Origin of the sequence: Lysinibacillus composti, from assembly GCF_016908465.1 — a bacterium.
GTDB lineage: Bacteria > Bacillota > Bacilli > Bacillales_A > Planococcaceae > Ureibacillus > Ureibacillus composti_A.
On sequence record NZ_JAFBDY010000015.1, the window covers coordinates 1 to 26537 of the forward strand.

Consider the following 26537-nt stretch of genomic DNA (forward strand, 5'->3'; position numbering starts at 1 on the left):
TTACAAGAATACATTTACTATTATAATCACAAACGAATGAAGGCAAAATTAAAAGACCTAAGTCCAGTAGAATACCGAACTCAGGTCTTGGAAGCCGCCTAACTTTATGTCTAACTTTTTTGGGTCAGATCATCCGAGGGAGCTTTTGTTTATATACTATTAAAGTTTTTAATTATTTTCTGTGGACTCTTTTAAGGTGTAGGTTCTAATAAAGAGTTTGCGAGAGAGCGGTCTAAGAGGCCAACACGATGTTGGTCATGGTGGCAATGCTACAGGACGTAGCGTTTTTGCCACCGGCTTTGTGTAAGGACTGCTCACATATAAAGTGTCCTTCTAAACGTTCCGGTAACTTTGCGCGGCTTACAGTATTTTAAAATGAAATTTCAGTATTAGATATAAAATTTTCAAAGTATCTATACGCGTTCATTTTAACCTTTTCTAGATAATATAGTAGAATTTCTTATTACAAACTTGTAGTTCCGCCATAGCTGTGTTGGTGTGGGGTGGATCCGTCAACAGTTGTAAAGCCGTTAAATTCATGGTAATGTCCTCCGGTTGGAAGGGGAATTGCTGGACCAGTAATGCCACGAATTTGGTGTCTATGCTGATCATCTACTGAAGTGAAAGTAAAGTATCTATGGGTGTGGGGAACTCCACTTGGAGCGGGTTCAGTCGATCCAGCATATCTGTGATTATGTCCTACATCAAAAGAAGTAACGCCTTTAAATTCATGGATATGGGCAGGGATGGGTCTACCATCCCATGATGTAAGGAACAGTTGATGGGAATGCATAGGATCTGAATCGTCTGAATGATACATAAATCCGGAAACAGGTATTTCCAATTGTAAGACTCCTTTTGCCTTTTTCATACTATATGTAAGGTGGGCAAATAAGGACACTAGCCTATAAACTAAGTAGGTGCTTAAATATGTTTATGATTTTCTTTGACAATAGGATATGACGTTTAAGCAGAACCAGGACTAACCGGGCGTTCTTTTCGCATTGCTTATTGTCTAGCCTCGCGCGTTAGCCGCTCGAGGTGGCTTCACTACAACTGGCGAGGGCAAAAAGCGCCTTCACCGGAATTGTCTCCGAAGTACATGGATGTACAAGTGCCGACAATGCGACAGGACGTCGCGTTTTTGTCGGCCAGTGCTTGTCGGGTGTGAACGAGTCGCCTCCACTTTTCTTATTATTCTTCTTCATGGAAGTAGATTTTATAGAACTTTCGATTGGTTGTTTCATCGAAGCCCACTTCAATCAGTTCATCAACTTGTTCAATATCACGCACGTTCACTTGAATTTCAATATTAGAATCGAGTTTTATTTTTCGTTTATATGTTTTTTCTGCTTTTTCAATCGCGCTCTCAGAAATAACCGTTTCGTAAGGCTTTACCGTATTAACGATTACATCTTTCTGAACGGCCTCCACTTTTTGAAAGACCGAGTCGATATAATCATTGACCTGGAATTCTTCTTCATTACGGAAATAATCGAGGGTTTTATTGAGTAATCCTAATTTCTCCGTATTACTAAAATTCTCTTCTTTTAAAATATATTTTTTTACTTCTGTTAACGCTAAATTCGTTTTATGATAATGTTCATCTGCCACTTTAATTTTTAAGAATCGCTCCTGCCAATAAACGACATCTTCCTTCTTTTTCGTTTTAATAAAAACAGCAGGGGGCTCGTCTCTGCCCATGTCTACGATTACAGCCATATTATTAAGTTTCTTTACATTAATGCCATCGATCCCACTTACCGTCAGATGATTTTGGTCGTTTTTCACATCAAGGAACATTTCCTTTTCATCAATTTTAACGATGGCTAAAACCTTTTTCACTTCTGTAGACATGACACATTGATCGAATAAACCAATAAACAATTCACCACTTTTAATATTTGGGTGTTGGGAAGAACTTTGTAGGTGCTTGGCTATATTTTTTGACTGTTCAAGAAAACTACTTTCCTGATCAAAAATAGACTTCGCATATGTATAGACTTCATTTAAGCCGATATCTGTTTCGTGGAAGAATTCATATTGCTGCTCTAAATCAATCTTATGGAACGCTAATTGGGTAAAGGCTGCTTCAAGCATAACCTCTGGCTGAGAGAAAGCCTCTTCACCAAAAACTAGCGAATCACTTACATAATGAAAAACATACTGTGCTAATTTACTTTCACTAACATCTAGCAAAATCTCACCTTCTCATCAAAGTTGTAGAGTCTATACCTTATCATAAGTAGCACAGGTTTTTCATGTCTTTTTTATAGCTCCTTTACTAAGTTATACCATTCAATGCCACCGTGTTCTGATTTAGATTTTCCTTCATTTATATAGCCTAATTTTTCGTAAAATGAAATAAGTTCTGCGCGGCATGTTAAGGTAACAGTTTCGCGTTTAGCTTTGCGTGCTTCATCCTCTAAATGCTTCAATAACTTGCTCGCAATACCTTTACCTTGTTGTTCTGGTGCCACAGCTACACCTAGAACTGTTTGATGGCCGCCGAATGGGGGATTAGGGAGTACCGTATCAAATAAATCATCCGAAATATAACGAACATTCACAATCGGTCCGTTAATTAGCCCGACTACTTGGTCATCTTCCACTATGTAAAAGAAGAGGATTTCAAGTGTCTAAGAAGATAAGTTATAGACTAACCTTATACTACATATTGAATGCAAGAGGGGAGTAAGGGCTGTCATGGAAGAAGAAATGAACACAAGTTTGGCGAACCACCACGATCATCGAGGTCCATTGCCAAAACTACCCTGGATCATGAAGCAGACGTGGCGTCATACGTTGTTTGCTCATTATCCTGTGAAACGTGAAATTCTCCGGAAATTAGTGCCAGCAAGTTTGCCTTTAGATTCGTATCAGGATACGTGCTGGGTTAGCGTCGTTCCTTATATTACAACTTCGATGCATTTACGACTTTTACCGCCAATCCCTGGAACAAGCACATTTGCCGGGTTTAATGTTCGTACATATGTCACATTAAATGGAAAGCCAGGCGTGTATTTTTTTAGTTTGACAGCCGCAAATTGGCTTGCCGCAAACTCAGCAAAAGCCTTCTTCCAATTACCCTATCATCATATGGAGATGAAATTAAAAGAGGGAGATGAATACGTAACTTTTGAAAGCAGAAAGAGAGAGGGCTTACAGTTGGTCTGTGATTATAAGCCAATCTCTGAACCCTATTACCCGAAGGAAGGATCTTTAGATGCTTGGTTAGTTGAACGATATTGTTTTTATAATATAAGTAAAATTGGCATCCCAATTCGTTGTGATATATTACACCAACCATGGGAATTACAAAAAGCAGAGGCAGTTTTTCATAAAAACACATCACTATCGAAATACGAAATTACACCGGAAAATAAGGAACCCATCCTGCACTATGCAAAGGAGAGAGTAGTCAGCATCTGGCCAATTGTTCCGGTTAAGAATTCAAGGGGATGAAGGGTTTCGCCCCATCCCCACATACAAAATTCCCTTCATTAAAGCTATGATGAGGATTTACGACCAATTTCACTCTCGAAATTCCTTTCATCAAGTAACAATTCGCTAATTCATTCTCCACCACTCCAAAACTAATAAAAACACAAATCCATCCTAATCAGAAAACGATAAAAATGAGCTTCTATAGAACGCACTTTAATTGAATGAAATCTTCTTTCAATAGGTAACAATGGTAATAGTTAAGCTAATTGGAGAGGTGAGATAATGAAAAAACTGTTTCTAGGAGCTATGTTCACAATAATATTCATAGCAGGTTGTACAGAGCAAAAACCAATCCCAAAGAATGTAGACCAAAACCAATTATTAGAGGTATCTGTCGTTCCTACAGAAGAGATTGAGATCGTCGCAACACAATTAAGCATTCCATGGTCCATCGAAAAACAAGGAGATACTTTTTATATATCTGAAAGAACGGGAAGCATAGCAAAAATAGAAAAGGGGCAAGTGGAGCGGCAACGTGTAGAACTAACAAAACCTTTAGCGACAGTTGCAGAAGCGGGTTTACTTGGTTTTGTCCTTGCCCCTGATTTTCCACAGTCCAACCAAGCCTATGCCTATTACACATACCAAAATGATGCTGAACAATTTAATCGGATTGTTACACTGAAATTAGAAAATAACGTTTGGAGGGAACAACAAGTACTACTTGACGGAATCCCGAGTGGTCGTGTCCATCATGGTGGAAGACTTAAAATTGGTCCGGACCATAAACTTTATGCAACAGTCGGTGATGCTGCAAATTCAGCATTAGCACAAGATCGTAATTCATTAGCTGGGAAAATTTTGAGGTTAAATTTAGACGGAACGGTACCGAATGATAACCCGTTTCCCAACTCCTACGTGTATAGCTATGGTCATCGGAATCCTCAAGGAATCACGTGGGCGCCAGATGGAAAGTTGTATGAAAGTGAACATGGAAACCAAGCGAATGATGAAATTAATGAAATTGTAGCAGGACAAAATTTTGGTTGGCCGATGATAGAGGGATTCCAACAGCGTGAAGGCATGGTTACACCTATATTTACGTCAGGTATTAATGTTACATGGGCACCTTCTGGAATGGATGAACATGAGGGGAAGTTATACGTTGCAGCATTAAGAGGAAATGCAGTTTTGGAATTTAACCTGGAAACGATGCAATACCGTGAAATCATAACGGGCCTTGGCAGAATTCGGGATATTTACATTGAGGATGACTCGCTTTATTTCATTAGCAATAATACAGATGGGCGCGGCGAACAACAGCAAAATGACGACAAGTTGTATCGAATTTCACTATCCCAATTAAATAATTAATTAGAACAATTGAAACTAGATCCCCCCTTTAATCGTAGAAGAGATAACAAATCATACAAAAGTGAGGGGAATAGGAATTGGATAAAGGGTGTATTAAATGTGGAAGTAAAGATGCAGCTCAAAAAGAAGTTGCTATGACTGGAACTGGTCTTTCCAAAATATTTGATCTTCAGCACAATCAGTTTATTGTCATTTATTGCAAAAACTGTGGATACTCAGAGTTTTACAATAAACAGTCGTCTACAGGGTCAAATATTCTTGATTTATTCTTTGGTTAAGGAAAGTAAAGAGGTTAGGAAGTGCCAATAACATCATTTTTCTCAAATAGAGGAATGGTGTTTTGCTTACTGGTTTATGCTTACCTTTTGATAACTTATTAAAGGTTATACTAATAGCGAATCTAATGAAGTGTGTGGTGAGAGCGGACTGGCACACAAGCCGCAAAGCCACGTTGAAACGTGTCTTTTCGACTTGTCTATGTGCTTTGTGAAAGGTCCGCTCACATATAATGTGTCCTTCTAAACTTTCTGGAAACTTTGCGCGGCTTACAGTGGTAGGCCGCGGTATCTGGAGAGTGGCTAACACTAATTGCTCTTAGAATTTTACTATTGGTAGTAGTAGCTTATCTTGAAAATTCTACTTTGTCCCGGTCTTTTTCGTGAAGCAAAAATAACCTTAGGAAGGCCTTTCATTAAAAACTTCATCTTGATCAAAACCTGCAACATCATAATCTTCAAGCATTGTACTGTAATCATAGCCTTTTTCATCTAACTCGTTTTCTAAATATGATTTGCATTGGTTTAATTGGGACTGCATCTGGTTCAGCATGGCATACATATTAAGCAAAAACGTTTTATCATTCATGGTGTGTCCTCCGAAATTGTGCCTTATCATAATTAAACTACCCTCAACTACTATCTTCTATGTGTGTAACGGGTATAGCCCTTCATCCCATTGTCATTGTATGGTAGCTAGTAAAAAAACAGATACTACGTGTGAGAGATAAGGAGTGATACTGATGGCTGTATGCCCTTTATGTAATTCATTAAAAGAATTAGAAGTTCATTGCCCAAATTGTCATAAGAAATTGGACGACTCAGGGAAGGTATCCGACTTTTTAGATCCTTATGGTCACTATAACGATGAAGAAACCGTAAAAATGGGGGATGGATATCCAAACACAGCAAAGGATCAAATTTGTCCCCATTTAATGGTTTGCAGTGACTGTGGATATGATGAAGTTAAAATGATTCAAGAAGAGTAACCAGCAAAAAAGGAGGCAACACCGAGGAGGGGAGTTGCCTTTATTGTTTTAATGCGAGCGAGTATTTGTCTTTTTATGTGTATTCGGTTTGCCATCTGTCTTTGGCTGTTTATGTTGTTTTGCAATATCGTTATTCATTTGTAACGTTGCAGCATCCAAGTTATTATTTAGAGCCGCTTCCTCGTTCAGTCTCTCATCCTTATGCATATCAAGTTTCCTCCAATCTATTAAGTCATTTTATTTTGCCCTCTAAGATGAAATCAAATTCTGTTAAATACATCCACTCAATCGATTTAAACAAACCGTGACAAATTTTCAACGGTTCGCTCATCATACAGTTTTTTTCTTTTAGATGGAGTATTATAAACATGTAAGAAAAATACTTCTTTAAAGATCGACGGAAAATACTCAACACAGTTTTTCGCTAATTTTAAGAGCTTCATTATTACGATTTGGAGGCGATCAATATGATGGAAACAAATGAAAAAGCTGCTCGATTACAAGTGATGCTACAAGAAGCCTTACAACCGATGATTGATAAAATTGACTCATTAGAACAAGAAGTCAAAATGTTACAAGAAGGCCAGAAAAAACTACAAAAGTTATTATCCGAAAAGGAATAATCGAAACGATATTTCATATACTCATTACGAGACTCAAGACTCACAATCCTCTTTCAAAGAAAAAGTCGATTTCCTAACCAGCTGGGAAATCGGCTTTTTTCTATTGGAACAGAACCAAAAAATACTATTCGATTACATATTTTAAATTGGCCTACTTTCCTATAAAATAAAAATATTGAACTGATAAAAAAGACTTAGTTAATTCATAATTTTTTTAGTGCTTTTCGATTAAATGAAGGAGCCATAATAATGAACCGAATCCTTGAAAAAACAGCAGATGATCAATCCTCTCACTGCAATAGTACACAACAATTAAAGAATTTTCGTTCAATTGAGCATGCTTTAAATTTAACAGCCATTGTAGCAATTTTTAATGATCAAGGGATTATTACATATGTAAATGATTTATTTTGCGAAGTTAGTCAATATCATAGAAATGAATTGCTGGGACAAAATTATCGCATCATAAACTCTGATGAGTACCCAGAATCATTTTTTAATAATGCGTGGAAACAAATTGAATGCGGTCAGATATGGAAGGGTGAAATTAAAAATCGTAAGAAAGATGGATCAAGTTTCTGGGTTCATGCAGTGATTGTTCCGATTTTAAATGAAAACAATAACCCCTATCAATATATAGCCATCCATTCTGAAATCACAAAACAAAAAGAGTTAGAAGAAGCAATCATTAAAAGTAATGAAAAGTATCAATTAATCGCAAATAACTCAGTTAATTTAATCTCATTAGTAGAAATAAATGGGGCGTTTCAATATGTCTCTCCAACATTTCACAAAATTTTAGGGTATGAACTTCCAACATTAGAAAAGGGTGACTTTTTTGACCTTATTCACCCAGATGATGTGGAGATGGTGAAGCAAAGTATTCATACCTATTGTAGGAAGAAAAAAGATCCTTTACAAATTGAAATGCAAGTTCGACATGCAAATGGAGATTATATTGACGTAGAGGCAAATTTTGGCGTAACCAATAATCCTACTTGTTCGATGGGCAGTGAATTAATTATGGTGGACATGAGAGATATTCGAAACCGAAAAGTGATCGAGCAAAAAATTTATCATTTAGCCTATCATGACTCTTTGACGAATTTCCCTAATCGCCGCTCATTTATGAATGAACTTCGCAGTGAAATAATGAGTAAGAGTAAATCTAACAAAAGGCTTTCCATCTTGTTTATTGATTTGGATAATTTTAAATCAATCAATGATCAATGGGGCCATGATGTAGGAGATTTAGTTTTAAAAGAAGTTGCAAAAATCATTCGTTCAGAGATTCGACCTTCCGATTTCCCAGCTCGATTAGGCGGCGACGAATTTACGGTAATGCTAAGGGATGTCAAAAATGAGCAAGAAGCTATTACCATCACACAACGAATTTTAGAGAAACTTCAATCGCCCATTATGCTTGCTGGTCAAGAATATTTAGTGACATGCAGTATAGGCGTAGCAAATTACCCGGAACATGGAAAGTCATCAGAGGAACTTCTTAAAAATGCAGATGATGCACTGTACCATGTAAAGCAACGGGGAAGAAATGCATTTATGGTTTTCAATCAATCCATCGAAAATAAAACTTTAGAGCGACGATTACTTGAAACTGCCTTAAGAACAGCCATTAAAGAACAACAATTTTATTTGGAATATCAACCGAAATTAAATATTACTAAAAATGAGCTTATTGGGGTGGAGGCCTTAGTGAGATGGAATCACCCTGATCTAGGAAGAATTCCCCCACTAAAGTTTATATCATTAGCAGAAGAAACTGGGTTAATTGTTCCTTTAGGCGAGTGGATATTAAGGGAGAGTTGTAAGCAGTTAGGCATTTGGCAAATTCAAGGCTTGACGAATTTAACCATGGCAGTAAATGTTTCAGTTCGTCAGCTTGAAGATCCATATTTCGTACAGAAAGTTGAAGAAATTCTTAAAGAAACGAATCTTCATCCCAAATTCTTAGAGCTTGAAGTGACAGAGAGTATATTTGCTGATGTAAAAAATACAGTAACTGTTTTGAATGAAATCAGACGAATGGGCATTCAAATTTCTGTCGATGATTTTGGTACCGGATATAGTTCGCTAAGTTATATAAAGGAATTTCCAATCGATACCCTAAAGGTTGACCAATCATTTGTAAAAGATATCCATACAAATGAAGAGAGTAAAGCAATTGTCAAAGCAGTGCTGAACCTTGCAAAAACAATCGGAATCAATGTCATTGCTGAAGGAATCGAATTGGCAGAACATGTAGAAGAGTTAAGTAAAGATGGATGTCAATTTGGACAAGGCTATTACTACAGCAAACCGTTAAGTACAACGGCTTTTGAAGAATATGTAACGAATATGCATACATTAAAAGGTTAGCCTAAGAAAAGACTGTCTTGTTGGCAGTCTTTTTTTATGGAGTAGAGTACCCAAAATGAACCCATCAAAGTGCTGAAGTTCAAAACGCGATCCGACTACTTTTGGAATAAACTTCATGAGGCGGATGAAGTTCAAAAAGTGATACCGCTACCTCCAAAATGAACTTCATAAGGCCAATGAAGTTCAAAACGAGATCGGATTACCTCCAAAATGAACTTCATAAGGCCAATGAAGTTCAACACGCAATCCGACTACCTTGACATGAACTTCATTGATCTTCAAAAATTCATGGAAAATCAAGCAACAGCACACAACAAAACGTCATCTCAACAATCAAGATTATTATCCACTAAAGCTATTCGAATGAAAAATAAATAAGAAAAACCAAATACGGACATCATAAACACACTGAAACAAATAAATTAGAGGTGTGCCAATTTGAAAAAAGCAGTGTTTTTAGACCGTGATGGAGTTATTAATGAAGTATTAACGAATCGCGTGAAATTTGTGAACAAACCAAAGGATTTATATTTCTTACCGGGTGTTCCTGAAGCAATAAAAAAATTAAATGAACACTTTGATTACATATTTGTCGTTACCAATCAAGGTGGCGTCGGTTTAGGATATATGAAGGAAACACAGCTTCAAAAAATTCATGATTACATGATTGCAGAATTAAAAAAACATGGTGCCATCGTGGATGAAGCGGTTTATTGTCCTCATAAGCCGAAATCTGGGTGCGAATGCAGAAAACCAAATGCTAAATTAATTGAAGACCTTGCGGGAAAATATAATGTAGATGTAACAAAATCATATATGGTGGGAGATACGGACACAGATATTATGGCAGGGAAGAAAGCAGGAACAAAAGGGGTCTTCCTTGGAGAGCATGATAAACTAGCAGATGCTGTATTTCCCGATTTAATTTCCGCAGTCGACTGGATCATTGAAGATGCAAATCGTGCGTAGTTCACTGTTACAATAAGGTATAATCATAGGGCAGACGAAAACACTAACGTTGAAGAAAAAATAGAGAAGAGGAACAAAATGAAGTCAGGTTGGAATTTCGATAACAGTTATTCACGCTTACCGGATGCCTTTTTTACAAGCACCAATCCAACACCTGTTAAAGATCCAAACATCGTGATATTAAATGAACCTCTAGCTAAATCGCTTGGATTAAATGTGGAAGCACTTCAATCACAAGCCCCTGTTTTTGGTGGAAATGAAATTCCTGAAGGAGCATCACCATTAGCACAAGCTTACGCAGGCCATCAATTCGGTAATTTTACAATGTTAGGAGATGGTCGAGCGATTCTACTCGGTGAACATATAACACCGGCAGGAAACCGTGTAGATATTCAGTTGAAAGGATCAGGCCGCACACCATTCTCTCGGGGTGGCGATGGACGCGCAGCACTTGGGCCAATGCTTCGCGAATATATTATTAGTGAAGCTATGCATGCGTTAAATATTCCAACGACAAGAAGTCTAGCGGTAGTGACAACAGGGGAAGGAACGATCCGTGAAACGATTTTACCTGGTGCCATTCTTACGCGAGTAGCTGCAAGTCACATTCGTGTTGGTACATTCCAGTATGCATCAGCGGCTCGACCAGTCCAAGAATTAAAAGAACTAGCAGATTATACAATCAAAAGACATTACCCAGCAATTGATGATCAAACACAAAATCGTTATCAACAGTTTTTACAGGAAGTCGTAAAGCGTCAAGCTGATTTAATCGCAAAATGGCAGTTAGTCGGCTTTATCCATGGAGTAATGAATACCGATAATATGACAATTAGTGGAGAAACCATTGATTACGGTCCATGTGCATTTATGGATACGTTTAATCCAGAAACGGTATTTAGTTCAATCGATACACAAGGTCGTTATGCTTATAAAAATCAGCCAAGAATTGCGGTATGGAACCTTGCACGCTTTGCGGAAAGCTTACTTCCATTATTACATGAAGATGACGATCAAGCTGTTCAAATTGCACAGGACTCAATATCAAAATTTAACGATTATTATAATGCAAACTGGATCCAAGGCATGAGAGCAAAACTTGGTTTATTCACAAAAGAACAGCAAGATGAAGCACTCATTTATAAGCTCCTTCAACTAATGGAAGAAAATCAAGCGGACTATACGAATACATTCCGCGCATTAACGCAAGGACAGCTTAAAGATTCGCCATTATTTGGAAAGCCAGAATTCGATGAATGGATGAACGAGTGGCAGGATAGACTGAATCAGCAACCACAGTCAAAGGAAGATGTGGCTGAGTTAATGCGTGCCAATAATCCTGCTGTTATTCCACGAAATCATCGAGTGGAAGAAGCTTTGGATGCTGCGGTAGAAGGAGATTACAATGTAATGCATCGATTATTAGACGTGTTATCAAAACCGTTTGATTATACAAAAGATCATGCAGAATATTGCTCACTACCCGAGCCATCTAACCGCCCATATAGAACTTTCTGTGGAACATAAATAATGGTCTTTATAAAAGAGAGGGGAATTTGAATTATGGAGAAAATTGAAGTAGGCGAGATCTTTACAATTACGGATGACGACGATATTGAACAAGAAGTCGAAGTATTAGCAGCAATTAATATTGAAGGAACTGAATACGCAGCCGTCGCTTTTGTAGAGGACCTTCAAGAAGAAACAGAAGAAGACATTGATATTTTCTTTTTAAGATTAGATGAAGATGGTGACTTTACTGCAATTGAATCTGATGAAGAGTTTGACAAAGTTTCAGCTGCATTTGACGAAATCATGGAAGATGATGAAGAATAACTGATTGAATAGGAAACCGTGCCCCTGTGCATGGTTTTTTTTGTTAAAGTTACATTCTAATGAAGATTCTAATTAGTGTCTAGTGAGAGCGGTCTAAGCACACAAGCCGCAAAGCCATGAAGAAACATGTCTTTTCGACTTGTCTATTTATATAAGAAAGTACATCAATCTCGACCGAATTAGATCGAAGCTTTATACTTAAGGAAAATGTAAGGAAATAGAAGGTGAAGTGCGTATGAAATTAGATCAACCTAAACTACCAAAACAATTAACCGAAAGAAGTTTTGAAGACATTGATCGCGAGGAAGATCCAGAGCTTTCGAATTGTCAGATCATTAATTCAGCTTTTGATGGGGAGCATCTGGATAGAGTGAGCTTATCTAGTATGGTTGTGACGAATTCAAGCTTTCAAAACACGTCATTTCCAAATATTCAACTTACAGATGTGGTATTTGAGAAATGCGATTTTTCAAATGCAGATTTGAGTAAAGCGAGTATTCATCGTGTGCAATTTAAAGAATGTAAATTACTAGGCGTAAATTTTGCAGATAGTCGCTTTGGAAATGTTTTATTTGAAAATTCCATTTTAAGCTTCAGTACGTTTGCTGATTCTAATTTAAATAAAGTGTTATTTAAATCAAGCCTATTAAAAAATGCGGATTTTTATAATTGTCAGTTTGTGAAAACTAAATATCAGACTTCCAACATTGATGGTGTGAATTTTGAGGAAACTTCATTAAAAGGAGTAGATCTTAGTACTTCAGAGTTTCAAGAATTAACAGTCACAATGGAAAGTCTAAGAGGTTGTGAAGTCTCAGCTCAGCAAGCCATTACATTTGCCTCTTTAATGGGATTAATTATTAAAGAGGACGAATTAAACCTGTAATCATTACATGCCTCATGATTACAGGTTCTTTTCATATAGAAATAGTCTATATTTTTAGCTCAAGAAATATAACATTTAAAGTATTATACATAATATGGTAGTCTATAAAAACAAAGTGATAGAAACGGGGTTTGAACTGTGCATATAAAATCAATTAGTTTAGTAGCTCTCTTAAGTGTATGTGGTGCATGGTTATTTGTTCTATTACATTTACCTGTTCCATGGATGCTTGGTCCACTTTTTACTGTCTTAATTAGCCAATTCTTTATAAAGTTTGAAATGTATTGGCCAGTACAATTGCGAAATGTTGGGTTAGTTGTAGTCGGTACCTCGATTGGTCAAATGTTTCTCTTTGAAATTTTTGTTAAATCAGGGTGGCTAATATTATTTATGGTCGTCATCAATGTTGCATTAACAATTGCTTCAGTTATTATGGCAATAGGTGTTCAAAAAATAGGAAATATATCATTGAAAACTGCGTTAACTTGTACGGTTCCTGGGGGATTAAGTCAAATTGTTATTTTTGCAGAGGAAGAAAAAGATATTGATATTGCGGTTGTCACATATTTTCATGTAATCCGTGTAATCAGTATCGTCTTACTCATTCCGTTTATTCTTTCAGGTCATGTTGTACAAGGGGAAAGAAGTTTTTTCGCTGTTGAATCAATAGGTCCACTTGCATTGTTGCTCCTTGCTGCATGGGGATCAGTTTGGTTTGGGAAAAAAATCAAGTTGCCGGTTGCCTATTTTTTATCACCTGTATTATTGGTCATCATATTAGAAATGTTCTCCATCGACACACCTGAAATACCAGGCTTGTTATTGCACATTGCCCAAATATTAATGGGTGCATATATCGGTCTATTATTAAAACCCAAAATGCTTAAACTAGGGACTAGGGTTTTATTTTTGGGTATTGGGAGTGCGTTATTATTACTGGCCATTACTTTTGGACAAGGTTTAATTATGTCACACTTACTCGACTATTCATTATCTACAGGATTCTTAAGTTCAGCAGCAGGGGGATTAGACCAAATGAGCTTAATCGCCACTGCTATCGGAGCAGACGTTTCCGTTGTTACCGTATTTCAGATTTTCCGAATGCTGTTTGTGTTTTTATTCATACTTCCACTTTTGAAATATGTCTGTGTGCTTATTGATCGAAAGAATGAAATGAAGCCAATCGGAAACAAAAGATTTGAAGTTGGTCAAAGATGTGATGGTGAATGAAAAAATAAGTAAGAGATTGCCATAGAAATAATGTAACCTACAAGTCTAAGTGTGATATGAGGCTGGGGCAAAAATAAAAAGCTCCATTTCTAATACAGATGACATTCTAATTAAAATTCTATTAAAGAATATGCTGAGAGCGGGCTGAGCACACAAGCCGCAAAGCCATGTTGAAACATGTCTTTTCGACTTGTCTTAGTACTTTGTGTAAGGCCCGCTCACATAGAATGTTGACCTTCTAAACGTTCCGGAAACTTTTCGCGGCTTACAGTGGTAGGCCGCGGTTTCTGGAGAATGGCTAACACTTATTAATCTGTTGGGTCCAAATCATAAAGTGACAGAATGTATTATAGATATTAAACGTTTTTATTAAAAATTTACTTATGCCAGAGCTCTACCTTTATTCCTGCTTGGTGCACATAAAAACGTCCCCTCCGTTAAAGGTAGGGGACGTTTATTAGTTAAATTATACTCTTGCAGAAGCAAAACGACTCACTTGCTTCCATGTGCTTTCTAGGCGTTCAGTAATTTCGCCATCAATCACGTATACATCATCCACACGTGTTACGAGTTTATCGACTACATAAACAGGATTTGTTACGTGTGTAGCTCCTAAAATAGATACCACTGGTTTCAACGCATAATCCACAGATAATAAATGAGCAATTGATCCACCGATTGCAATTGGAATCACCGATTTGTTTTCAAATCCTTTTTGAGGAAGTAAGTCTAAAAATGTTTTTAGAATGCCTGAGTATGCGCCTTTAAATACAGGAGTTAATAAAATGACTACATCCGCATCTTCAACTTTCTTCACATTTTCCACAATTACTGGATTCGCATAGTTTGCTGTGATCAATGCTTCAGCTGGTAACTTGTGAACAAGGATTTTATCATAAGTTGTATTAGTTTTCGATAAAAGCTTTTCAACCTCTACCTCAATTCCAGTAAGTCTTGAATTCACACTGTATCCACCATTTATAATAACTGCTTTCATTTTATCATCTGCTCCTTAACTTCGTCCGAATGAGAGGGGGCTCATGAATGGACGTTTATTCTTATTGTCTAGCTGCGGCGGCTACACCCTCGAGGTCGCTTCGACAATACCAGCGAAGGCAAAAAGCGCCTTCACTTGTATTGTCTCCAGCGCTTGTCGGGTGTGAACGAGCCGCCTCCGCTTTTCTAATTAATTTCTCGCTACACCTGTATTACTATAAGCTGTCACTTTTTTCTCAACAAAGTGAGCAATTAATTCTATTAACACGGTGACACCCCAATAAATAATACCGGCAGCGATAAATGCCTCTAAGAACTTTAAGTTACTAGAAGCAACAATGTTTGCAACACCTGTTAATTCCTTAACCGATACAAGGAAGGCGATGGATGTTGCGTGTAAAAATCCAATTAAAATATTCGTTAAATTCGGGATGGCTGAGGCAAAAGCTTGTGGTAATACAATTCGCTTTAGCATTTCAAAATTTGTCATGCCGATCGAAAATGCCGCATCAATTTGCCCTTTTGGTACACTTAAAATCCCTGAACGAATAATCTCAGATAAGTAGGCACCAGCATTTAATGTCAACGCGATAATGACGAAAATGGCGATTGGCAAGAAGTTTAGCGATATCCCAAATAACGATTCAAAGATGATGGGTACACCAAAATAAATGATAAAGATGTGCATGATGACCGGGGTTCCTCGATAAAACGAAACGTAAAAGTTTGCTAGAGGGGCGATCACCTTGTAATTGTTAATACGAATAAATGCCACCGCTATTCCAATGATTAAACCGAGTAAGATCGGTGTAAAGGCAATCAACAATGTGAGTGGCAATGCTTTAATGATTTCGGTAAACGCCGTCCAAATGAATGGTATATCCAGTTGCATGATTGTTCCTCCTTTACAACGATGATTCCTCTTTTAAGATATAGCGATTTAAATAACGTTCAATCCATTTAAAGCAACGTTCAAAAATAAGAACGATGACATAATAGATGACAGAAAGGGCGAGATAAATTTCTAATGCATGGGCAGTTGCCGAAATCAATGTGTCACCGCGACCCATCATATCCATAACGCCAATGGAAAAGGCGAGGGAAGTATCTTTTAACGAACTAATGGATGTATTTGCGATATTCGGGAAGGCAACACGAATGGCTTGTGGAAACACTATTCGGTAAAAATTTTGCCAAGCAGTAAACCCAACTGAGTAAGCAGCTTCTGTTTGCCCATAATCTACCGACTTAATCGCGGCACGGAAAATTTCTGCAAAAGCAGCGGCATTACTAAGCGTGTAAGTGATAATGACAAAATAAAACGGATCCATCCGTGTTATATCAACGCCGAACAACCCAACAACAACTGGGAGACCATAAAATACTAAAAATAACTGAATTAAAATCGGTGTCCCGCGGATAAAGGAAATGTAAACAGTCATTATTTCCTTTAAAATAGGGACGTTGTAAAGCTTTGGCACCGCAATTAGGATGCCTAGCAATAGACCTAACGCAACAGATAACACTAAAATCTCAATGGTTATATGCAAATAGGATAAAAGCTTTGGAATTGATGTAAAAATCAGTGATGGTTCAAAAAAAGTCCCCATTACGATGCCTCCTTTCTACTGATGGTTGACTGAAATTGAAAAATCACTATTATTTGTTTAACTCAACAGAATAGTCTGCACCTAACCATTTTGTGCTTAATTCTTTCACTGTGCCGTCTTCAATTAACTCTTCTAATGCTCCATCTACTGCATCAGATAACTTTTGATCTTCTTTATTGAACATAAAGTGAATATCAGTAAACATTAATGGCTCGCCAACAACTTTAAGCTCAGCATCCGATTCTCTATTGAAGATATCTACAGCGAATGGGAATAAGAAGATTGCATCAATACGTCCAGTTTTTAATTGATTTAGATAATCTTGTGTTGATGAAACATACACAGATTCTGTATTCATATTGTGTTCTTTAAAATATTTTTCTACGAATAATGAAGCGTTACTAGTAGGCTGTAATCCTACCTTTTTACCTTCAAGGTCATCAATAGACTGAACTTCTGTATTACCCTCGTGCACAACTACGTGAGTAGGCATCGCATTGTAAGGTTGTTTATTGAATAAGAACTTTTCTTCACGCTCAGGGTTTTTCGCCATGTTATGGGCAATGATATCGATTTTCTTTGATTCTAAGCTTAACAGTAGGTTAGAGAAATCCATTGTTTGGAAATCGAATTCATATTCTTCTAAACGATTATCGATCTCTTTTAGTAATTCAATATCGTAACCTGTTAAGTTACCATCTTCATCGTAGAAACAAATATTGATAAAGTCAGAACCAGTACCGATGATTACTTTTTCCGCTTCAGCTGATGAAGAAGATGATCCTGCTGTTTCTGATGTTGCTGATTCCTTTGTACTTCCGCATGCTGTAAGAAGTAGGGAAGCTGCGAGTGTTAGTGCGATGCCTGCTTTTTTCATGATGTTAAACCTTCCTTTTGAGTAAATTCTGCAATTGCTTTTTGTAAATGTTCAATACCTAATTCTGTTACGCCTTGATACGTATTGTTACGACCGATTTCCACTACTGGTACATAACGAACACCATATTTTACTTCTAAAATATCACGGAATTCATCGTGTTCTGTTACATCGACTGTTTTATATGGAATTCCTTCTTGTTCTAAATAACCTTTTACCTCTGCACAATATGAGCAACCTTGTTTTGACCAAACGATAATATCTAAATTTGCTGACATGTTAATTTCCTCCTATACGTTTAATGATGCTTCTAATCTTTGAAAATTTAATGGACTTAGTAGTTCAAATGACTCAAGACGAGCTTCAATATCTTTCACAGGTGTATGATAAATAAATTCATCAATCCCGTATTTTGCATGTAGTTCTTCTAGCTTTTCTTTAATTTGAACAGGGGTACCACTAATCACATTTGGCACAACTTTTTCAATTGTGTAAGACTCGCCAGATTCTTTTCCGAATTTATCGGCTTGTTGCTCTGTTACGAGTGTTAATCGCTTACCACTTGCGAGGTGTACTTTGTAAAGTGTTTGACCTGCAGCTAATTCTTTCGCTTTTTGTTCATCTAGTGAAGCAATGACATTTAAGCCAAGAATAAATTTCCCAGTAGGGTAGTGTTCACGATATGCATTCACAGCTTCTTCTAAATCCGAGTCTGCACTGTTGAAAAACTGTGCATAAGAAAATGAAATGCTACGTTTTGCTGCTTCAATGGCACTACCACGACTTGCTCCAAGTAAAATCACTTCAGGTTTTACTTTCGGAAGTGGAGAAGCTTTTAACCCAGCTAATTCATGATCCTCTGGTAAATTGTTGTTAATGAATTGATTTAACAGGTTTAAGCTTTCGTAAAAGTCATCACTCGCTGGTACTTTTTTGTACTGTAATGCTTTTGTTGAAAGGGGAAGACCACCTGGAGCTTTTCCGATGCCTAAGTCAACCCGATCTCCTGCTAAACTAGCTAGAACATGAAAGTTTTCTGCAACTTTGTAAGGACTGTAGTGTTGAAGCATAACACCACCAGAACCAACACGGATCTTTTTCGTTTTTGCTAGTAAATAAGAAACAAGTACTTCAGGTGATGATCCCGCCACATCTTGAGAGTTATGGTGTTCAGATACTAAAAATCGATGGTAACCTAATTTATCTGCTTTTTGAGCAAGTTCAACTGTGCGATTTAATGCCGATTCGTTCGATTCCACGTTGAACAAAGGGCTTTGATCTAATATAGAAATTTGATAGGTCATTGTAGGTATTCCTTTCACTTTAGATTTCGTAAGTGTACTCAGGAGTTAATCGGCGTAAAAATTGTTTCGTACGATCGTGTTTTGGATTATTAAACACGTCCCGTGGTGAGCCTTCTTCCACAACAACGCCACCATCCATAAATACAATACGATTCGAGATGTCACGGGCAAAATTCATTTCATGTGTCACGATAATCATCGTAATGCCTTCTTTAGCAATTTTACGAATAACATCCAGTACCTCACCGACAAGCTCAGGGTCAAGTGCGGAGGTAGGTTCATCGAATAAAATGACTTCCGGATTTAATGCAAGTGCTCGTGCGATCCCAACTCGTTGCTGTTGTCCACCAGAGAGGGCGCTAGGGTAAGCATCAGCTTTATGTTCAAGTCCGATTTTAGCAAGCATTGTTTTGGCAATTTCAATTGCTTCCTTTTCACTTTTCTTTTGAACTACGACTAACCCCTCAGTGATGTTTTGCAACACTGTTTTATGTTGGAACAGATTGTAGCTTTGGAAGACCATCGCTGTTTTTTTGCGAAGCGCTACGATGTCTTTTTTGGTTGCATGCTTTACGTCTAAGGCAATATCATCAATTGCAATTGAACCCTCATTGGCCTTTTCCAAAAAGTTGATACAGCGTAATAACGTTGTTTTTCCAGAACCACTAGGGCCGAGAATGGAAATGATATCTCCTTTATTCACCTGCATATTAATGCCTTTTAATACTTCAGTTTTACCGAAGCTCTTATGAATATTTGAAAGCTGAATCATTGAAGGGTCTCCTTTCATAGTATCTTTACAAAAATACTAAGATTTATAGCCAAAAATTAAACTGTTTGAGTAGATTTAGCTTTTGTATAACGATTTTCCACAAATGGAATTCCTAAGTTTCCACGTAATGTATCAGCAGGGTATTCCGTACGATAGCGACCCTCTTTTTGAAGAAGTGGAATTACTTTATCCACAAAATCATCAAGTGTATGTGGAGCAGTTGTAGCAATTATGAATCCATCTGCACCTTCTTCATCAACCCAACGAATAATTTCATTTGCAATTTTTTCTGGTGTACCAGTGAAAGGTGAACGTGGTGTTGCTTCACGTAATGCAACTTCACGCAATGTTAAGTTTTGTTCTTTAGCATATTTCTTAATATGGTCTGTTGTGCTTCTAAAGCTGTTTGCGCCAATATCGCCTAGTTCAGGGAATGGTGCATCAACGTCATATTGTGAGAAATCGTGGTGATCGAAGTAACGCCCTAGATAAGCTAGTGCTTTATCAATTGATACTAGATTTGCAATTTCCCAATATTTACGTTCTGCATCTTCTTCTGTGTCTCCGATAATTGGAGAAAGGGCAGGGAAGACAAGAACCTCATCAGGATTACGACCTTCTTCACGAACAGCAGTTTTTAATTTTTTATAATACGCTTGAGATGATTCAAGAGATGCACCGTGAGCAAATACTGAATCTGCAGTTTTCGCTGCTAGACGAATACCTGCTTCAGAAGAACCTGCTTGGAACACAACTGGTTGACCTTGTTTTGAGCGTGCAACATTTAATGGTCCGCGAACAGAGAAATATTTCCCTTTGTGATCCAGAACATGTAGTTTTGATGGATCAAAGAATTGGTCATTTTCAACGTCTGCAATAAACGCGTCATCTTCCCATGAATCCCATAAGCCTTTTACAACTTCCAAGTATTCCTCCGCAATTTCGTAGCGAACTGGATGACTCGGATGCTCCTCAATCGTTTTGTTGTAGTTAAGTGCAGTACTTTCTAAAGGAGTTGTAACAACGTTCCATCCTGCGCGGCCATTACTGATTAAATCAAGAGAGCCAAGTTGACGAGCAACTGTAAAAGGTTCGCTATAGGAAGTTGAGATTGTACCTACTAGACCGATATGTTTAGTCTGAGCTGCTAACGCAGATAAAATCGTTACAGGCTCAAATCGATTTAAAAAGTGAGGAATTGATTTTTCGTTAATGTACAATCCGTCAGCGATAAACACTACATCAAATTTACCTTCTTCAGCTTTTTGTGCTTGTTGTGTATAGAAATCAAGGCTTACACTTTGATTTTTCTTCACTTCTGGATGACGCCAACCTGAAATGTTTCCACCTACACCATGAATGATGGCACCGAAATGAACTTGTTTTTTATTTGTCATATAGAACATCCTCCTTTTTATTTGAAAGAATACTAATTTTTTAGGTAATGTGAACTAAATACAAGTAACTCACTATGAATTGTATGAATTGATTTGAAGTGTAACACTTTTCTGATAATAAGAGCAATACTGTTACTGATAGAAAAAATCTATCAGTAAAAAATATCCAACTGCTGCATAGGGTGAAGACTGATAGAAAAAATTTATCAGTGGAAGGGAATTATAGGGAGCGTGGCATAGAAGGGGACTCAGAAGCAATTAATACGGGAAAAGTCACATTTTATATAGTGGAAACGAACGTAGCTGATAAAGGAGAAATTAAAGAAGGAGAAGTCATACATACGTAACGAAATCGAAAGCGTACGCAAACAGGAGCAAGTGGTACGAACCGAACTCTCGGAAGTGCATGTAAAGAGGGGGAAGTCGCACATAAATTCCGGCAGACCAACTAATTTGGATCCGATAAATGAATCAAAAAAAAACGAACATGTCTTAAACATGTTCGTCTCCAAGCAGTAAATCACGATTGAGAAACTTTTTACTTTCGTAAAATGATTCGACAATTGTGGTTGCAAAAGGAATAAACTCTTTACCACGCTCTGTTAGTGATAAACTGCGGCCTTGGCGTATGAATAGCTGAGTTTCTAGAGATTCTTCTAGCGCCTTAATACGAGCAGATACAGTGGGTTGTGTTAAATAGAGGGCACTAGCAGCTTTATGAATACTCTTATATTTCACAACGTAAAGAAACGACTCGATATGTTCGATATTCATATTTCACCCCTCAATATCACTAAATACCAACTTATTCTATATGTTTTGTATTATATTAAACTATGCAGAAAAATAAAGCAATGTTAGAAATTTTTTTCGACATTAAAAAGTCATAATTAGTTAAGAATAATGCTACTGTTAATTATTCCTTGTCAGTGGTATGATACTATAGTAGAGCAACCACAATAATTCGTGGTTTGCCTATTGATGAGAGGAATATGAAATAATGCAAAATTATATTGATTTATGGGCAAAAACTGTAAAGACTGGAATCATCAAATCGAACTTGATTCCGATGATTGCCGCTTTAATGCTTGCCTTATATACCTACGAGTTAGATTTTGTTGAAAATATACCGAATCTCATCTACGCAATTATCGGTTCTGCTTTTATCATAGGAGCAGCTGGTACATTTAATAACCTATATGATCGCGACATTGATGCGATTATGCAAAGAACAAAAGAAAGACCTACTGTTACAGGTGAACTGAACACGAAATTAATTTTGATTGTCGCTATTATTTTATTAGTAGTGGGAATTGCCATATTAGCATTAACAACACCACTTGCTGCTTTTTTAGGGTTTCTAGGTGTCTTTTTCTATGTCGTGCCCTATACAATGTGGACAAAAAGGCGTACCATTTGGAATACGGAAGTAGGAAGCATTTCAGGTGCTGTCCCTCCACTAATTGGGTGGGCAAGTGTGGCGCCAGATCTTTGGTATCCAGCAGTTTGGGCATTATTTATCATCATGGTAATTTGGCAAATGCCTCACTTTTACGCAATTGCTATTCGTAAACAGGATGATTATGCTATAGCTAACATTCCAATGTTACCTGTTGTAAAAGGGCAAAGAAGAACCTATATCCAATCAAATGTTTATTTAGTCCTTCTAATGCTAACTAGTTTTCTATTTCTTCCCTTAAGTATCGGATTAACGCTCGCCTCAATAGTTCTTGGGGGAATTTGGCTATGGATTAGTTTCGTAGGGTACCGTCAAATGGACGGGAAGAAATGGGCTAATAAAATGTTTGGATACTCATTGATTTATATGACAGTATTATTTGCAACGGTTATTATCTATGCGGTAGTCGGTATGATTGTTCAATAATGAAAAAGTTCGTCTCGAAAGTGAGGCGGACTTTTTTGCATTCATTATCTAAGGTGATTGGATGGATAAATAACTGAAAGACTTTTATACAAATATTCAGCTAAACATTTAGCGAAAGTCCCTGAATATGACCAATAATTTGGTTTAATTGTTAGCTATTAATTATACACTCTCTCCAAAATAAAATTTTCGTTTTGAAACAGGAAAAAAGCCGTCTCTCGGGAGACGGCTTTTTTCGGATTGACCTTTTAAAAGCATTTTTTATATATAAACTAGGGGAGGTTATATATCTTGTCGAACAGCTTTTATGAGGGTTTGATATGAGCTTAACTAACACTATTACTAAAGAGCGATTATCATGAAGAGCAACCTCATGACTTTTTTAGTTTATCATCCTTTTTAAGAATATGGACGAATTGTATACATATGTCACATTTTTATCACATTTCCGTTCACATTTTCGCAATAATTGTTATATTACAATCGAGTTATCCTTAGTATAACAAATGAATTATCACAAAAAACACTTGTTTAACAATGTTTTTTTCTAAATATTTGGATATGGTGTTTGTATTGATACAGTTTAACTACAATATTTATTTTGTTAATTTTATATTATTTTAATGTCGCAAAATTGCAAAAATTTTATACCGTTTTCTTATCTGGAAAAGAAAAACTGTGACATGGTATACTGTCACAGTTTCACTAAATTACTATTTGAAATTCAAGGTCGCCACTTCATGTAAGTAATCTCCAAGAACGCGTAACCCTTTATCGAAGTTTTCTAAATGGAAGTGTTCGTTTGGTGCGTGGAAGTTTTCACTATTTAAGCCGAATCCCATTAATACAACAGGCAACTGCAATATTTCATCGAATGCAGCGACAATTGGAATTGAACCGCCACCGCGTGTGAAAGCAGTAGGGACGTTGTAAACACGTTCATATGATTTGCCTGCCGCTTGAATTAAAGGATGGTCAAATGGTGTAATCCATGGTGCCCCTTTATCGAATTCTGATACCTTCACTTCAACTCCAGCTGGCTTATGTTTCTCAATGTGTTTACGAAGAAGAGCCACAATTTCATTTGGTTCCTGGTCTGGAACTAATCGGCAAGTAATTTTTGCGCCGGCCTCAGCTGGAAGCACTGTTTTAATCCCTTCACCTGAAAAGCCTCCGAAGATTCCATTTACTTCTAGAGTAGGGCGAGCCCATGTTTGTTCTAAATAAGAATAGCCTTTCTCACCAAACAATTCTTTGACCCCAACTTCTTCTTTTAATGCTTCTTCATCGAAATTCAAATCACGATATGCTTTTCTTTCTTCATCTGATAATGGACGAACTTGATCATAGAAGCCTTCCACTTGGATTGTGCCGTGTTCATCATGGAAGGAGGTAACAATGTCTGCTAGGGCATGGATTGCATTTTGAACCCCACCACCGTAAAGACCTGAGTGAAGATCGCCTTTTGCTCCGCGTACATCAATCTGAACCCCAGTCAAACCTCGTAGTCCATAACATACTGCGGGCTTTCCTGGTGCATACAGGCCTGTATCCGAAATGACAATTAAATCTGCTTTAAGTTTTTCTTTATTTGCTTCAACGTAAGCTGGAAGGTTCGGACTTCCGATTTCTTCTTCACCTTCATAAATAAATTTCACGTTAACAGGAAGGGTACCTTCTGTTGCAAATAAAGCTTCAATCATTTTTAAGTGCATGAAAACTTGACCCTTATCATCTGAAGCCCCACGAGCAAATAATTTGTTGTCGCGGATTTCAGGATTGAAAGGTTCGCTCTCCCAAAGATTTAATGGATCAACAGGTTGTACATCGTAATGCCCATAGAAAAGAATAGTTGGTTTACCTTCAGCATGAAGCCATTCTCCATACACAACTGGATGTCCGGAAGTTTGGTCTACTGTTACATTTTCAATCTTTAATTTTGTTAGCGCATCTGCTAACCAATTAGCGCCCTTTTGGATGTCTTCTTTATGCTCTGAAAGTGAGCTAATACTTGGAATGCGTAAAAACTCAAAAAGTTCATTTAAGTGTTTTTCACGGTTATTTGAGAAGTATTGATCGAGTGCTTGTAAATGACTCATACGGATCCCTCATTTCATAATTTCATTAGCAGAATCAGTATAGCACAATTTGGCAAAAGTCAGTCAATTGAGGAACAGTTGGGAGGGGCAACGAGGATTTTGATGTTTTTAAGCACTCGTTCCCTGATATTACAAAGAAAAAATCCAAATCTTACATGAATGTAATGAAATTGAAAGCAAAAGCGATAGAGTGTAATCTTTTTTTTTGTGAAAATGGAAACATAAGTTAGTCAGACGGAGGATTTAATTATGAATAAAAAATTAACAGACGTTTATGAGGAATTTCATCGATATATATATCATTTATGTTTAAAGCTTACACGTAACACAACTGAAGCAGAAGACTTAATGCAAGAAGTTTGGGTAAAGGTTGTGCGCAATGAAAAGCAAGTAACTCAAGTGGAACATGTCAAAGCATGGTTAACAACAATTACAATGAATACATTCCGGGACCGCTATCGTAAAAAAGTTCGTCGAAGCAAGTACATGTTGAGTCAACCTGAAACATTAGACGTACCGATTTTAGATTTGGTTCCCAATAATGAAATTTCTACAGAAGAACAAGTAGAAAAAGTGGCTGTTACAAAAATCGTACAGGAGAAAATGCAGCAGTTAGATGGCATTTACCAAAGAACTCTATGGTATTTCTATGTCGATCAATACTCATTAGCAGAAATCTCAAACTTAATGAAAGTCTCAATTGGTACAGTAAAATCACGCTTATTCCGCGCTAAAGCACGCTTAAAGGAAATTTTACTAGCTGACTCCTCATTATCAGAAGTTGTATTAGCGTAATTGAATAGAAAGAAAACACATGGTGCAGGAGAGGTGCATCATGTGTTTTTTTATGTTAATAAACTGTGGATACTTATCGCTAAAAAGTTCATCTAAAGTGTATGGGAGAGGGCAAAGCTGACAAATGGGATTTCGAACGGATGAAATTCACAGCTAAACGGATGAAAAAGATGCCCGGAAGGACAAAAGGACTGCTTACACCAATCAAACAGCTACAGGAAGCATTTAATTTGTAAGGGAAGCATTTTATCCCATAAAAAAGAGGGAACAAAAGTGCTCCCTCATTTTGTCGATCCATTTAATTTGTCAAAGATGTTATGTAAAGTTTGGATTTCTTCATTTGATAGCATACCGAACATTGATTGCGCCATTGCTGTCACTTGTGCCCGAGATTCTTCAAGAATCTTTTTACCTTCAGTGGTTATGGCAATTTGTGAGGCGCGTCGATCGGCATTATTTTGTGTCTTTTCAATGAAACCACATTTTAATAACTTGGTGGTCAAAACAGTAACTCCACCAGTTGTCACCTTTAAACGTTCAGCGATGGTAGAGGGACGTTTTGGACCCTCCTTCGCCAAAAGATCTAGTAATAAAATATGTGATTTTGAAAAGCCTAGTATATTGTGTTGATTCCATTCATTCGCCCATTTACGTTCTAATGAAGCGACTACTTCAAAGAGAGAATTAAGGTTTTCAAGTTTTTGGTTATCCATTAAGGTCAGCTCCACTTACTTGCTTTGTATTGTAACATCAATGGCTGTCTTTGCGGCGATGTGAAATCACAGAAAGGGGGTAGG

30 protein-coding genes are annotated in these 26537 nt (G+C 37.2%); 14 read left to right on the forward strand and 16 right to left on the reverse strand.

What is annotated here, in order from left to right:
• The coding region (locus tag JOD29_RS14245; protein ID WP_205101700.1) for an IS3 family transposase at window positions 1-102 on the forward strand (102 nt) is incomplete at its 5' end.
• A 361-nt stretch (window positions 103-463) separates the two neighbouring features.
• Here JOD29_RS14245 and JOD29_RS14250 read toward each other — a convergent pair.
• From JOD29_RS14250 to JOD29_RS14260, 3 genes are all read right to left on the reverse strand, one after another.
• Complete coding sequence (locus tag JOD29_RS14250; RefSeq protein ID WP_124763597.1) at window positions 464-844, reverse strand: YmaF family protein; 381 nt, start codon at window positions 842-844, stop codon at window positions 464-466.
• A gap of 350 nt (window positions 845-1194) precedes the next feature.
• Window positions 1195-2199 (reverse strand): nucleoid-associated protein, encoded by a 1005-nt coding sequence (locus tag JOD29_RS14255; RefSeq protein WP_124763584.1) that lies wholly within the window; start codon window positions 2197-2199, stop codon window positions 1195-1197.
• Window positions 2200-2270: 71 nt separating this feature from the next.
• On the reverse strand, window positions 2271-2612 hold the full coding sequence (locus tag JOD29_RS14260) for a GNAT family N-acetyltransferase (RefSeq protein ID WP_302849675.1): 342 nt from the start codon (window positions 2610-2612) through the stop codon (window positions 2271-2273).
• A 94-nt stretch (window positions 2613-2706) separates the two neighbouring features.
• On the opposite strand from JOD29_RS14260, the gene JOD29_RS14265 reads away from it, so the two are divergent.
• From JOD29_RS14265 to JOD29_RS14275, 3 genes are all read left to right on the forward strand, one after another.
• Entirely contained in the window at window positions 2707-3465 is a 759-nt protein-coding gene (locus tag JOD29_RS14265; RefSeq protein ID WP_124763582.1) for a YqjF family protein, read from the forward strand.
• 264 nt (window positions 3466-3729) lie between these two features.
• Window positions 3730-4821 carry a PQQ-dependent sugar dehydrogenase gene (locus tag JOD29_RS14270; protein ID WP_124763581.1) on the forward strand — a complete coding sequence of 364 codons (1092 nt, stop codon included), beginning with the start codon at window positions 3730-3732 and terminating at the stop codon, window positions 4819-4821.
• A gap of 77 nt (window positions 4822-4898) precedes the next feature.
• Window positions 4899-5099 carry a zinc ribbon domain-containing protein gene (locus tag JOD29_RS14275; protein WP_124763580.1) on the forward strand — a complete coding sequence of 67 codons (201 nt, stop codon included), beginning with the start codon at window positions 4899-4901 and terminating at the stop codon, window positions 5097-5099.
• A 397-nt stretch (window positions 5100-5496) separates the two neighbouring features.
• Here the strand turns inward: JOD29_RS14275 and JOD29_RS14280 are convergent, their stop codons facing one another.
• The gene (locus JOD29_RS14280; protein WP_124763579.1) at window positions 5497-5685 is read right to left on the reverse strand and encodes a hypothetical protein; all 189 of its coding nucleotides are present in this window, start codon (window positions 5683-5685) and stop codon (window positions 5497-5499) included.
• A gap of 154 nt (window positions 5686-5839) precedes the next feature.
• On the opposite strand from JOD29_RS14280, the gene JOD29_RS14285 reads away from it, so the two are divergent.
• Complete coding sequence (locus tag JOD29_RS14285) at window positions 5840-6085, forward strand: hypothetical protein (protein WP_124763578.1); 246 nt, start codon at window positions 5840-5842, stop codon at window positions 6083-6085.
• A 48-nt stretch (window positions 6086-6133) separates the two neighbouring features.
• On the opposite strand, the gene JOD29_RS14290 is transcribed toward JOD29_RS14285, so the two are convergent.
• Window positions 6134-6292 carry a hypothetical protein gene (locus tag JOD29_RS14290; protein ID WP_158610524.1) on the reverse strand — a complete coding sequence of 53 codons (159 nt, stop codon included), beginning with the start codon at window positions 6290-6292 and terminating at the stop codon, window positions 6134-6136.
• A 260-nt stretch (window positions 6293-6552) separates the two neighbouring features.
• Between JOD29_RS14290 and JOD29_RS14295 the strand changes: the two genes are divergently transcribed.
• From JOD29_RS14295 to JOD29_RS14325, 7 genes are all read left to right on the forward strand, one after another.
• Entirely contained in the window at window positions 6553-6708 is a 156-nt protein-coding gene (locus JOD29_RS14295) for a hypothetical protein (RefSeq protein WP_158610523.1), read from the forward strand.
• Window positions 6709-6957: 249 nt separating this feature from the next.
• The gene (locus tag JOD29_RS14300) at window positions 6958-9084 is read left to right on the forward strand and encodes a sensor domain-containing protein (protein ID WP_124763577.1); all 2127 of its coding nucleotides are present in this window, start codon (window positions 6958-6960) and stop codon (window positions 9082-9084) included.
• A gap of 438 nt (window positions 9085-9522) precedes the next feature.
• Window positions 9523-10053 carry a D-glycero-alpha-D-manno-heptose-1,7-bisphosphate 7-phosphatase gene (locus JOD29_RS14305; RefSeq protein ID WP_124763576.1) on the forward strand — a complete coding sequence of 177 codons (531 nt, stop codon included), beginning with the start codon at window positions 9523-9525 and terminating at the stop codon, window positions 10051-10053.
• 78 nt (window positions 10054-10131) lie between these two features.
• Window positions 10132-11580, forward strand: a complete 1449-nt coding sequence (locus JOD29_RS14310; protein ID WP_124763575.1) for a protein adenylyltransferase SelO — start codon at window positions 10132-10134, stop codon at window positions 11578-11580.
• A gap of 36 nt (window positions 11581-11616) precedes the next feature.
• Window positions 11617-11889 carry a DUF1292 domain-containing protein gene (locus JOD29_RS14315; protein WP_124763574.1) on the forward strand — a complete coding sequence of 91 codons (273 nt, stop codon included), beginning with the start codon at window positions 11617-11619 and terminating at the stop codon, window positions 11887-11889.
• Window positions 11890-12124: 235 nt separating this feature from the next.
• On the forward strand, window positions 12125-12775 hold the full coding sequence (locus JOD29_RS14320; RefSeq protein WP_124763573.1) for a pentapeptide repeat-containing protein: 651 nt from the start codon (window positions 12125-12127) through the stop codon (window positions 12773-12775).
• A 138-nt stretch (window positions 12776-12913) separates the two neighbouring features.
• On the forward strand, window positions 12914-14005 hold the full coding sequence (locus JOD29_RS14325; protein ID WP_124763572.1) for an AbrB family transcriptional regulator: 1092 nt from the start codon (window positions 12914-12916) through the stop codon (window positions 14003-14005).
• Window positions 14006-14471: 466 nt separating this feature from the next.
• On the opposite strand, the gene ssuE is transcribed toward JOD29_RS14325, so the two are convergent.
• The 9 genes from ssuE to JOD29_RS14370 form a co-directional block, all read right to left on the reverse strand.
• A complete protein-coding gene (gene ssuE / locus JOD29_RS14330; protein ID WP_124763571.1) occupies window positions 14472-15002 on the reverse strand; it encodes an NADPH-dependent FMN reductase in 531 nt (176 codons plus the stop codon).
• Between the two features lie 189 nt (window positions 15003-15191).
• Window positions 15192-15893, reverse strand: a complete 702-nt coding sequence (locus JOD29_RS14335; protein WP_124763570.1) for an amino acid ABC transporter permease — start codon at window positions 15891-15893, stop codon at window positions 15192-15194.
• A 13-nt stretch (window positions 15894-15906) separates the two neighbouring features.
• On the reverse strand, window positions 15907-16611 hold the full coding sequence (locus tag JOD29_RS14340) for an amino acid ABC transporter permease (protein ID WP_124763569.1): 705 nt from the start codon (window positions 16609-16611) through the stop codon (window positions 15907-15909).
• A 49-nt stretch (window positions 16612-16660) separates the two neighbouring features.
• On the reverse strand, window positions 16661-17488 hold the full coding sequence (locus JOD29_RS14345; RefSeq protein ID WP_124763568.1) for a transporter substrate-binding domain-containing protein: 828 nt from the start codon (window positions 17486-17488) through the stop codon (window positions 16661-16663).
• The gene (locus tag JOD29_RS14350) at window positions 17485-17766 is read right to left on the reverse strand and encodes a glutaredoxin family protein (RefSeq protein WP_124763567.1); all 282 of its coding nucleotides are present in this window, start codon (window positions 17764-17766) and stop codon (window positions 17485-17487) included. Before JOD29_RS14350 ends, JOD29_RS14345 begins: the two co-directional genes overlap by 4 nt.
• A gap of 12 nt (window positions 17767-17778) precedes the next feature.
• Window positions 17779-18792 carry an LLM class flavin-dependent oxidoreductase gene (locus tag JOD29_RS14355; RefSeq protein ID WP_124763566.1) on the reverse strand — a complete coding sequence of 338 codons (1014 nt, stop codon included), beginning with the start codon at window positions 18790-18792 and terminating at the stop codon, window positions 17779-17781.
• A gap of 19 nt (window positions 18793-18811) precedes the next feature.
• Window positions 18812-19564: an amino acid ABC transporter ATP-binding protein gene (locus tag JOD29_RS14360; protein WP_124763565.1), complete on the reverse strand. Its 753-nt coding sequence runs from the start codon at window positions 19562-19564 to the stop codon at window positions 18812-18814.
• A 56-nt stretch (window positions 19565-19620) separates the two neighbouring features.
• Complete coding sequence (locus JOD29_RS14365) at window positions 19621-20961, reverse strand: LLM class flavin-dependent oxidoreductase (RefSeq protein WP_124763564.1); 1341 nt, start codon at window positions 20959-20961, stop codon at window positions 19621-19623.
• A 492-nt stretch (window positions 20962-21453) separates the two neighbouring features.
• The gene (locus JOD29_RS14370; protein ID WP_124763563.1) at window positions 21454-21735 is read right to left on the reverse strand and encodes a LysR family transcriptional regulator; all 282 of its coding nucleotides are present in this window, start codon (window positions 21733-21735) and stop codon (window positions 21454-21456) included.
• A 226-nt stretch (window positions 21736-21961) separates the two neighbouring features.
• Here JOD29_RS14370 and cyoE point away from each other — a divergent pair, with 226 nt between their 5' ends.
• The gene (cyoE, locus tag JOD29_RS14375; RefSeq protein ID WP_124763562.1) at window positions 21962-22846 is read left to right on the forward strand and encodes a heme o synthase; all 885 of its coding nucleotides are present in this window, start codon (window positions 21962-21964) and stop codon (window positions 22844-22846) included.
• 713 nt (window positions 22847-23559) lie between these two features.
• On the opposite strand, the gene JOD29_RS14380 is transcribed toward cyoE, so the two are convergent.
• Window positions 23560-24945, reverse strand: coding sequence for a dipeptidase (locus JOD29_RS14380; protein WP_124763561.1), 1386 nt, complete (start codon window positions 24943-24945; stop codon window positions 23560-23562).
• Between the two features lie 249 nt (window positions 24946-25194).
• On the opposite strand from JOD29_RS14380, the gene JOD29_RS14385 reads away from it, so the two are divergent.
• Window positions 25195-25740, forward strand: coding sequence for an RNA polymerase sigma factor (locus JOD29_RS14385; RefSeq protein ID WP_124763560.1), 546 nt, complete (start codon window positions 25195-25197; stop codon window positions 25738-25740).
• 281 nt (window positions 25741-26021) lie between these two features.
• Here JOD29_RS14385 and JOD29_RS14390 read toward each other — a convergent pair whose 3' ends face one another.
• On the reverse strand, window positions 26022-26453 hold the full coding sequence (locus JOD29_RS14390) for a MarR family winged helix-turn-helix transcriptional regulator (protein ID WP_124763559.1): 432 nt from the start codon (window positions 26451-26453) through the stop codon (window positions 26022-26024).
• Between the last annotated feature and the right edge of the window lie 84 nt (window positions 26454-26537).

Excerpts from the sequence above, each read along its gene's own strand:
- JOD29_RS14265 (WP_124763582.1), top strand. The coding sequence starts at position 2,707 with ATGGAAGAAGAAATGAACACAAGTTTGGCGAACCACCACGATCATCGA.
- JOD29_RS14270 (WP_124763581.1), top strand. The coding sequence starts at position 3,730 with ATGAAAAAACTGTTTCTAGGAGCTATGTTCACAATAATATTCATAGCA.
- JOD29_RS14280 (WP_124763579.1), bottom strand. The coding sequence starts at position 5,685 with ATGAATGATAAAACGTTTTTGCTTAATATGTATGCCATGCTGAACCAG.
- JOD29_RS14285 (WP_124763578.1), top strand. The coding sequence starts at position 5,840 with ATGGCTGTATGCCCTTTATGTAATTCATTAAAAGAATTAGAAGTTCAT.
- JOD29_RS14290 (WP_158610524.1), bottom strand. The coding sequence starts at position 6,292 with ATGCATAAGGATGAGAGACTGAACGAGGAAGCGGCTCTAAATAATAAC.
- JOD29_RS14295 (WP_158610523.1), top strand. The coding sequence starts at position 6,553 with ATGATGGAAACAAATGAAAAAGCTGCTCGATTACAAGTGATGCTACAA.
- JOD29_RS14300 (WP_124763577.1), top strand. The coding sequence starts at position 6,958 with ATGAACCGAATCCTTGAAAAAACAGCAGATGATCAATCCTCTCACTGC.
- JOD29_RS14310 (WP_124763575.1), top strand. The coding sequence starts at position 10,132 with ATGAAGTCAGGTTGGAATTTCGATAACAGTTATTCACGCTTACCGGAT.
- JOD29_RS14315 (WP_124763574.1), top strand. The coding sequence starts at position 11,617 with ATGGAGAAAATTGAAGTAGGCGAGATCTTTACAATTACGGATGACGAC.
- JOD29_RS14320 (WP_124763573.1), top strand. The coding sequence starts at position 12,125 with ATGAAATTAGATCAACCTAAACTACCAAAACAATTAACCGAAAGAAGT.
- ssuE (WP_124763571.1), bottom strand. The coding sequence starts at position 15,002 with ATGAAAGCAGTTATTATAAATGGTGGATACAGTGTGAATTCAAGACTT.
- JOD29_RS14335 (WP_124763570.1), bottom strand. The coding sequence starts at position 15,893 with ATGCAACTGGATATACCATTCATTTGGACGGCGTTTACCGAAATCATT.
- JOD29_RS14340 (WP_124763569.1), bottom strand. The coding sequence starts at position 16,611 with ATGGGGACTTTTTTTGAACCATCACTGATTTTTACATCAATTCCAAAG.
- JOD29_RS14345 (WP_124763568.1), bottom strand. The coding sequence starts at position 17,488 with ATGAAAAAAGCAGGCATCGCACTAACACTCGCAGCTTCCCTACTTCTT.
- JOD29_RS14350 (WP_124763567.1), bottom strand. The coding sequence starts at position 17,766 with ATGTCAGCAAATTTAGATATTATCGTTTGGTCAAAACAAGGTTGCTCA.
- JOD29_RS14355 (WP_124763566.1), bottom strand. The coding sequence starts at position 18,792 with ATGACCTATCAAATTTCTATATTAGATCAAAGCCCTTTGTTCAACGTG.
- JOD29_RS14360 (WP_124763565.1), bottom strand. The coding sequence starts at position 19,564 with ATGATTCAGCTTTCAAATATTCATAAGAGCTTCGGTAAAACTGAAGTA.
- JOD29_RS14365 (WP_124763564.1), bottom strand. The coding sequence starts at position 20,961 with ATGACAAATAAAAAACAAGTTCATTTCGGTGCCATCATTCATGGTGTA.
- JOD29_RS14370 (WP_124763563.1), bottom strand. The coding sequence starts at position 21,735 with ATGAATATCGAACATATCGAGTCGTTTCTTTACGTTGTGAAATATAAG.
- cyoE (WP_124763562.1), top strand. The coding sequence starts at position 21,962 with ATGCAAAATTATATTGATTTATGGGCAAAAACTGTAAAGACTGGAATC.
- JOD29_RS14380 (WP_124763561.1), bottom strand. The coding sequence starts at position 24,945 with ATGAGTCATTTACAAGCACTCGATCAATACTTCTCAAATAACCGTGAA.
- JOD29_RS14385 (WP_124763560.1), top strand. The coding sequence starts at position 25,195 with ATGAATAAAAAATTAACAGACGTTTATGAGGAATTTCATCGATATATA.
- JOD29_RS14390 (WP_124763559.1), bottom strand. The coding sequence starts at position 26,453 with ATGGATAACCAAAAACTTGAAAACCTTAATTCTCTCTTTGAAGTAGTC.